Below are 7,305 nucleotides of genomic sequence, written 5' to 3' on the forward strand. Positions count from 1 at the left end.
ACTTGTCCTCCAGCACCACCGCCACGTCCAGGACCCCCGCCCCTCGACTGACAGCGAGGCTACCGAATCAAGATCAGCTCATTGGAAGGGACACGCACGGGGAGTTGATTCCACGTAACTGATAGATACAACTTGCCCTCATCGGTGTCGATCTGCGTCACATCGCCGCACCACAGCACGTCCGGCGCGACCGCGGTGAACTGCCGGTGGACCAGGTCCGGGGCGGCCGGCCGCTTGCCCTGCCGGGTCAGCGACCGCGGCTTACGACGCACGCGAGCGACCAGGCCGAGCTCGGCCATCCGCGCCGCGACCGTGTTCTCCGACACCCGCCAGCCCGCCTCATGCAGGTCGCGGGTGATGCGAGGCGAGCCGTAGGTGCCGCCCGACGCCTCGAACGAGTGGGTGATCTGCGCATCCAGGTCGGCCCGCCGGCGCTGGCGGGCGGTCGGCGCATCGTCGCCGATGCGGTTCTTCCACTTGTAGTACCAGGACTGCGAGACACCCAGCGCCCGGCAGGAGGTGATGTGGTCGATGCCGTGCTCGGTCTTCTGGGAGCTGATGAAGGCCACCACGTCTATCGGCCCATCGCCTCTTTGACCCACAAGACCACCGAGCGCTTGAGCACATCACGCTCGTCTTCCAGCTCGGCACGTTCCTTCTCCCACGCCGCCTTCTCCTCGGCGTGCTGCTTGGCCAGCTCGGCCTTCTCCCGCCGCAGCCGGGCCAGCTCCTCCTGCTCGGACTCCTTCAGTGTTCCGCTCCCGTCGCCGTCGCCGTTGTACTGCTCGGCGAGCCGATCCATCTGCACCCAATTGTGCAGCGTGTACGGGCTGATCCCAGATCCCGCGCCACCTGGGCCACGGGCTTGCCGGTCTCCTTGACGATACGCAACGCCCCGGCCCGGAACTCCGGATCAAAGCGCCGCCGCGTGACTGCTGCCACGACCAAACCTCTCCCGGTTCGGTCTCCACGTTATGAGGGGAACCGCAGTGCACCGCTGCGTCGAGTTGATCGCCTCGCTCACCGGTGTGCAGCCTTCGCCGGGGTTCGTGCACGGCATGATCGCCCGCGCGGCCGCGACCGTCGAGGCGGCCAACCTGCGCATCCGGGCTCTACTCACCCTGGCCTATGCAGTGTGCTGCGATGAGACGCCGATCCGGGTCGGCGCGAAGAAGGCCAAGAAGTACCTGCTGGTCGCCTGCACGGCGCTCTACACCTGGTACATGCTCGGCGACCGCACCATGGCCACGTTCAAGAAGTTCGTCATCGCCGACCTGAGCGGTGTGCTCGTCCACGACCGCTACCAGAACTACGACTCACCCGAACTCGGCGTCCACCTGACCAACTCTGCACGAGCCACCTACTGCGCGATCTTGAGGACTGTGCGGAGACCTACCCCGGCGCAGCCTGGCCCACCCAGATCCAGACCGCGCTGCGCGGGCTGATCCACGCCGCCAACCTCGCCCGCGAGCCGGCCCCGGCACCAAGCAGATGTGGATCAACAGCTTCCGGCACGGCGTCCGGATCGGATTATCCGAGGTCCGGCGGATCCCAGGACCTGCCAAGACTGTCACCCAGCCGATCGGCCGCGTCCTCTTGGAGGTCCTGCGCGACCGCGAAAACGACGTCCTGCGCTTCGCCCACGACCTGAACGTGCCCCCCCAACAACCAGGCCGAAGTGCGACACGAAGTCGCACGCTTTGAGTGGACACGCTGGAAGGAGGGCCGACAGATGATGTTGGCAGCGTAGTCCCGGGCCCGTGCGCATGGCCCGTCCCCGCCCGGACGTGCGTCGCTGGTAACGGCGGGGTGCGGAGCTCCGGGGAGAAGCCCAAGGACTCCCGAGCCATCCGGGAGTTACCGGCAAGGGGAAGACCGGACGGGTGAACACCCGTGAATCCTCGATGATGCCTCGTTATGTTGGGGTGTCCAGAAACCGTACAGTCCCTTTCGCGAGGCATTTACGTGCGCGCGAGGGGCGGGCTATCGGGGTCGGGGCCGCCCGTGCCTTCGCGGGCTGGGGTGGTTGTTGTGCTCGATGGCCTGCTGCTCGTATCCGGTCGGCGTACTGCGTCATCCAGTCGATCTTTTCCTGCGCGAGGTCTTCCCTCCGGGCCGTGAGCATTGCGTGGGCGAAGCCGAGGGCGTAGCCGGCCATCTGCGCGGATATGGTGTCGGCCGTCTGGTCGACGTGGTCTCGTACGTACGCCCAGTCCTCGTCAAGCTGGGCATTGCCCGTGGTGACGTGCGCGGGCGTGTCGCTGTTCGGCATGGACCATATCTTCCGTCGCGGCTACCTGGCCGGTTCGGCTGCGACGATCATGGAGGTCCGCCTGCGGGGTTCCAGATCCGGAAGACGTAGTGGCCGTCTTCCGGCTGATACGCCTCCACCTCGTACACGCCGGGCCCCCCGAGGTCGATCCAGCCGGCGTCCGGATCGACCAGGGGGTTGACCTCGAGGTCCCCGCTGTCCAGCCGTACCTCGGCCCGCACCCCGCCCGGCGTCGGGTCGGGTGCGGCCGACCACAGCTCCACCGTCACCCGCGCCGGGTGCGGGGACCCGTCCTGGCTGACCACCGTGATGGCGTTGCGCCCGGTGAACAGCCAGCGGGACGGGTCCCCGAAGTCCGGTACGGCCTCCTGAGGGCCACCGTCGTCGAGCAGGTCGAAGCTGTAGTGGTCCACCAGGACGGTGGTCTCCAGCCGGTGCAGCAGGGATGCGGTCATCTTCTAGTTATGCGCCTGGATCGAGCCCTGGTCGAGCTCTACAGGCCGTGCCTCGTCCAGGTCGTAGCTCGCGCCTGCGACATTGTCGTACGACACCTCTCCCTGCGGGTAGGCGCCTGCCGACAGCGGCCAGACGACCAGGCGGAATCCATCGGGCGAGCCGTCGTAGGCGTAGGCGACGAAGCCGCGGCCGTCCGACGTCCTCCCCTTGAGGGCGATCTTGTCCGAACGGGTCACGACCAGCCACTCCAATGACGCCGAGTCCAGGTCGAGGCCGTCCTTGACCCGGTAGGAGAGCTTGCCGTTGCCCGGAGCGGGCCCTTCGTCGTGCGGCAGGTACTTCGGGTTGAACTGCACGTGCGCCTTGCCGTCAGCCGTGGCCAGCCAGCCGCCCGCCGTGGCGAACCCCGCGTCCGGGTCGTAGACGATGACCATGACGTCCTTGGTGTCGGTGCCGGTGTCGTCGTCGGTGACCTTGGTCTTGATCGTGTACATGCCGGGTTCGGTGAACGTGTGCGTGTTCTCGCAGGTCAGGTCGGCGGCGTTGTAGGTGCTGGTGATGCCGTCGTCCCAGTCGGTCAGGCAGGTGTGGGTGTCGTTGGCGCCCGGCTCGCCGAGGACGGCCTGCAGCTTGAGCGGGGTGCCGGCGCGGAAGACCTGCCAGGGTTCGGGCTGGTGGATGCCCGGCGTGTCCGGCGGCGTGGCCGGAGTGTCGTCGGCCGCGATGACCGGGCGCGGGCCCATGTGCGGTGCGACATTGCTCAGCCGTACGGTCGCGCTGTCGCTCACCGGCGCGTTGTAGCCGTCGCTGGCGGTCAGCGTCACGGTGAAGGTGCCGTCGTCGGTGCAGGTCACGGTGGTGCCGCCCGCGCTCGCGTCGCCGAAGCCGCAGGTCGCGCCGGGGTCCACACCGGGCCCCGGGGTGAAGCTCCAGCTCACGTGCGGGGTGCCGGACTCGGGGTCGCTGGCGCTGCCCTGCAGCCGGTTGGCCGCGCCTTCGTCGCCGGAGATGTCCGGCCCGGCGTCGGCGCTCGGCGGCAGGTTGACGGGCGCCGGGCCACCACCGCCGGGCGGCTCGTCCTCATCGGCCGGTATGGCTTCGCACGCGTCGGAGTTCTCGGGCGGGGTGTCCTTGATGTGCACGTAGAAGCCGTCGGAGTGGTAGAGGATCCGGTCGTCGCGGTAGTAGCGCTTGAGCGCGTTGCCCGCGCAGCCGTTCACCGTCTTCGGCACCCCGAGCACCGAGTAGTCCCAGTTGGGGTTGGAAGCGCCTTCCACAGTGGTCGCGAAGGGGTATTCGTCGCATTCCTGCCCCTTGGACGTGTCGTAGTCGCTCTTGGGGATCGTCGCGCAGCCCCGGTCCTTCTCCCGCCCGTTGGCGTTCCACACCGGCCCGTCGTACGGCACGCGGTGCAGCGCGAACCGGTCGTCACGCTGGCCGGGAATGAACTTGCCCGGGATGATCTTGGCCGCGTCCTGCTTGGGATAGGTCTGCCACGGCTGCCCGTCGCGCAGGCAGAACGGCTCGGCCTGCGCGCACTGGATGTGCTTGGCGACCTCGGCGACTTCCTTTTTCTGCACCGAGTACTGCAGGTGCGGGATCACGTCGTCGAAGATGCACGCGCCGCGCCGCTTGAGCCCGAAGTAGACGGCCGAGTCGCAGCGGATGTTGTGCGTCTCGGCGGGCAGGCCCGGCAGCGTGGTGTTCCAGGAGTCGATGATGAAGCCGTCGAAAGCCCAGGTGTGCTTGGCGATCTGGTCGGTGCCGACCGACGGCAGCGAGGTGATGGACCAGGACGTCCAGCCGTCGTCCCAGTCCTTGAGCTGCTTGCCGGTGTGCGCGTAGCTCTGCTCGCAGCCCGTGCTGGCGCCGAGGCAGCTGATGCGCTGGAAGAGCATGGACTCCGGCCGGATGTAGCCCTTCGTGGTCGGCCAGTAGACGGCATCCCCGGCCTTGAAGAAGACCGTGACGCCGCGGTTGGCGTCGTCGCGGCCGTAGGCGACGGCGTCGAAGTCCATGGTCACCGTGGACATCAGCCTGCCGCCGACCACCCGGCCGGCCGAGATCTGGTAGCGCTGGCACCACATGAACCGGTTGTAGACGCGGCCGGTGGAGTCCTTGGCGTCGTCGCTGTTGAGGCAGTCTTCGACCTCGGGCCCGGCGGGTTCTGCCGGCGGCTTCCTCGGCAGGGAGGCGGCGGCGGTGGCGAACGGGTCGCGGTAGGTCAGGTCGGGCTCGTGGGCGTCCGCCTTGAGCTGCGGCTGGGTGGTGAGCTTGCCGGTGTCGTCGACGGTCAGCTCGCCGGTGTAGGAGAGGGCTCCTGCTTCCTGCGGTGGCTCCGCCTGCGCCGGGCTCGCGTGGAGCGGCACGGCCAGGGTCAGAGCCACGGGTAAGCAGAGCAGGGCACGCCGAAATCGGCTCATCGCATGTACTCCCCGTAACAGATGGGGCGGCCGGGAATCGTGACCGCCGCCTGCGAGCATATGCCGATTTTTCCGATAGGTCAGTGACCGTTTGACGCGTGGTTTCCGGTGTGGGTGCCGAATATTGTGTCGCCTCATGCGACCTGGGCGTATTCGTGTAGGAGGCCGCCGAGCCGGTCTCGTCGGAAGACATCGATGTCGGCGTCGACCGGATCGGGTAGCGCCCGCAGAGGACTGGCCTGCTTCAAAGCCCGGTGCGGACGATGCCTATTGAAGTAGGTCTCATACTCGGCAAGGACCTTGCGCAGGTGGCGTTCGTTCAGGATGAGGATCCGGTCGAGTAGCTCGCGGCGTACGCTGCCCACCCACCGCTCCATGATCGCATTCATCCGAGGAGCCTGGGGCGCGGTGAGCACCACGCGTATGCCCTCGGTCGTGAACACCTCATCGAACAACCTGGTGAACTTGCTGTCCCGGTCTCTGATCAAGAATCGGAAATCACCGATCCGATCGCCCAGGTCGAGTATCAGGTCGCGGGCTTGCTGGCGACTCAGCCAGCGGTGGGGTTCGCCGTGACCCCCAGCACGTGGACCCGCCGGGTGGAGTGCTCGACCACGGCGAAGCAGTACAGCCGCGCGAGCATGACCGTCTCGACGCTGAAGAAGTCGCACGCCAAGATCCCGGATGCCTGAGTCTTGAGGAACTGAGCCCAGGTCGGACCGCTGCGCCGGGGCGCTGGATCGAAGCCGGCCCTCTTCAAGATCGCCCACACGGTGGCCGGGGACACCGTCCGGCCCAGACCGGCGATCTGCCCGGCGATGCGCCGGTAACCTCAGTCCGGATTTTCGGCGGCCAGGCGCAGCACCAGGGCGCGGATGGTGGGTCGAATCGGTGGCCGTCCCGGCCCATGCCTGGGGTAGGTCCAGCGTCGCTTCACCAGGTCGGCGTGCCAGCGTAGGAGCGTCCGCGGTGTGACGAACAGGTGACATCGGCGGCATCGGGGAAGAAGCCGCGCCAGCGCGGAAAGGATCGCCCGGTCCGCCCACGACGGCCGGGGAGCGGCGACCTGGCGGCGACGCACAGCCAGCTGATGCCGCAACACCAGGATCTCTGCGTCCTTGGACGCCTGTGATCGGGCGAGCAGCGCGATCCAGCCAAATGCTCGTAAGACGATCAAGTGCAGCAGCCGCAGAGCCATCCTGTGATCCTTCCGGAGCGGAGCCATCGAGCACAGCAAAACCCCAGATCAAACCCTGTGACAGAATATTCGGCACCCACAGGTGACCTCGTGTTTCGCAGTTTTCCAAGATCGACGTGCGTGTAGCGAGGGGGATGTTTCCGCGTGCCTTCGCCGGTAAGCCGGGCGGGACTGGGTGTGCGGGAGGAGCATCGGCGGTGTCTGTAACACCCTGGTAGAAGGTGAATCCGCCGATGCTCCCAGATGGCACGTTACCGTCGCTGGCCGCGCTGCTGGCGGTGTTCCGGTCCTGTTTCACCGCGCCGGGTCACCGCTCGTTCGCCGCTCTTGCGGTGGGGTTGATCGCGCAGACGCGGCGCCGCACGGTGTGCGGGATGCTGCTGGGCGCCGGGCTGGAACGGGTGTGGCATCACTGCCGCGCGCACCGCTTCTTCTCCGCGTCTCGCTGGCGCACCGACGCCCTCGGGCTGGCGTTGTGCGATCTGATCGTGGCCCGGCTGCTCCCGCCGGGCTCGGCGATCACCGTGGTGGTCGATGACACCCTGTTCAAACGGTCGGGCAAGAAAGTGTTCGGCGTCGCCTGGCATCACGACGGCGCAGCCAAAGGGCCCAAACCGATCGGGTTCGGCAACTGCTGGGTGATCGCCGGGATCATCGTGCAGCTGCCGTTGCTGTCCCGGCCGCCCTGCCTGCCGGTCCTGGCCCGGCTGTGGCGCCCCAAGCGCACCGGCAAGATCGCATTCGCCCGGGAGATGGTCGAGGCGATCGCCGCCCGCTACCCCACCCGGATGGTGCACGCCGTCGGAGATGCGGCCTACGCCGGCGAACATCTGCGCGGCCTGGATGATGCGATCACCTGGACCAGCCGACTGAAGGTCACCTCGGTCCTGCACGCCCTGCCCCCACCCAGAACCGGCAGGTCCGGACGACCCCGCACCAAAGGCGCCCGCCTGGGC

The 7,305-nt window shown here is 67.7% G+C and carries 10 protein-coding genes; 2 read left to right on the plus strand and 8 right to left on the minus strand.

Annotated elements, in window-relative coordinates:
- Positions 1–59 precede the first annotated feature (59 nt).
- The 3 genes from ITP53_RS52575 to ITP53_RS61605 are packed head-to-tail and all read right to left on the minus strand — an operon-like array spanning position 60 to position 942.
- A complete protein-coding gene (locus tag ITP53_RS52575) occupies positions 60–572 on the minus strand; it encodes an IS3 family transposase (RefSeq protein ID WP_207757667.1) in 513 nt (170 codons plus the stop codon).
- Positions 573–574: 2 nt separating this feature from the next.
- Positions 575–802, minus strand: coding sequence for a hypothetical protein (locus ITP53_RS52580; protein ID WP_195903003.1), 228 nt, complete (start codon positions 800–802; stop codon positions 575–577).
- Positions 748–942 carry a transposase gene (locus ITP53_RS61605; RefSeq protein WP_195903004.1) on the minus strand — a complete coding sequence of 65 codons (195 nt, stop codon included), beginning with the start codon at positions 940–942 and terminating at the stop codon, positions 748–750. Before ITP53_RS61605 ends, ITP53_RS52580 begins: the two co-directional genes overlap by 55 nt.
- A 32-nt stretch (positions 943–974) precedes the next feature.
- On the opposite strand from ITP53_RS61605, the gene ITP53_RS52590 reads away from it, so the two are divergent.
- Positions 975–1,445, plus strand: coding sequence for an IS66 family transposase (locus ITP53_RS52590; protein ID WP_195903005.1), 471 nt, complete (start codon positions 975–977; stop codon positions 1,443–1,445).
- Between the two features lie 470 nt (positions 1,446–1,915).
- Here ITP53_RS52590 and ITP53_RS52595 read toward each other — a convergent pair whose 3' ends face one another.
- From ITP53_RS52595 to ITP53_RS56705, 5 genes are all read right to left on the minus strand, one after another.
- Positions 1,916–2,272, minus strand: a complete 357-nt coding sequence (locus ITP53_RS52595) for a hypothetical protein (protein ID WP_195903006.1) — start codon at positions 2,270–2,272, stop codon at positions 1,916–1,918.
- A 47-nt stretch (positions 2,273–2,319) separates the two neighbouring features.
- A complete protein-coding gene (locus ITP53_RS52600) occupies positions 2,320–2,727 on the minus strand; it encodes a hypothetical protein (RefSeq protein WP_195903007.1) in 408 nt (135 codons plus the stop codon).
- Between the two features lie 3 nt (positions 2,728–2,730).
- Complete coding sequence (locus tag ITP53_RS52605) at positions 2,731–5,151, minus strand: NucA/NucB deoxyribonuclease domain-containing protein (protein WP_195903008.1); 2,421 nt, start codon at positions 5,149–5,151, stop codon at positions 2,731–2,733.
- A 134-nt stretch (positions 5,152–5,285) separates the two neighbouring features.
- Positions 5,286–5,639: an integrase core domain-containing protein gene (locus ITP53_RS56700; RefSeq protein ID WP_207757668.1), complete on the minus strand. Its 354-nt coding sequence runs from the start codon at positions 5,637–5,639 to the stop codon at positions 5,286–5,288.
- A 344-nt stretch (positions 5,640–5,983) separates the two neighbouring features.
- Entirely contained in the window at positions 5,984–6,349 is a 366-nt protein-coding gene (locus tag ITP53_RS56705; RefSeq protein ID WP_207757669.1) for a hypothetical protein, read from the minus strand.
- A gap of 233 nt (positions 6,350–6,582) precedes the next feature.
- Here ITP53_RS56705 and ITP53_RS52615 point away from each other — a divergent pair.
- Positions 6,583–7,305: transposase (locus tag ITP53_RS52615; protein ID WP_195903009.1), on the plus strand; the 723-nt coding region annotated here is incomplete at its 3' end.

This window comes from Nonomuraea cypriaca, assembly GCF_015645445.1.
GTDB classification, from domain to species: domain Bacteria; phylum Actinomycetota; class Actinomycetes; order Streptosporangiales; family Streptosporangiaceae; genus Nonomuraea; species Nonomuraea cypriaca.

Coding starts and splice junctions, on each gene's coding strand:
- ITP53_RS52580 (WP_195903003.1), bottom strand. CDS start 802: ATGGATCGGCTCGCCGAGCAGTACAACGGCGACGGCGACGGGAGCGGA.
- ITP53_RS52590 (WP_195903005.1), top strand. CDS start 975: ATGAGGGGAACCGCAGTGCACCGCTGCGTCGAGTTGATCGCCTCGCTC.
- ITP53_RS52595 (WP_195903006.1), bottom strand. CDS start 2,272: ATGCCGAACAGCGACACGCCCGCGCACGTCACCACGGGCAATGCCCAG.
- ITP53_RS52600 (WP_195903007.1), bottom strand. CDS start 2,727: ATGACCGCATCCCTGCTGCACCGGCTGGAGACCACCGTCCTGGTGGAC.
- ITP53_RS52605 (WP_195903008.1), bottom strand. CDS start 5,151: ATGAGCCGATTTCGGCGTGCCCTGCTCTGCTTACCCGTGGCTCTGACC.
- ITP53_RS56705 (WP_207757669.1), bottom strand. CDS start 6,349: ATGGCTCTGCGGCTGCTGCACTTGATCGTCTTACGAGCATTTGGCTGG.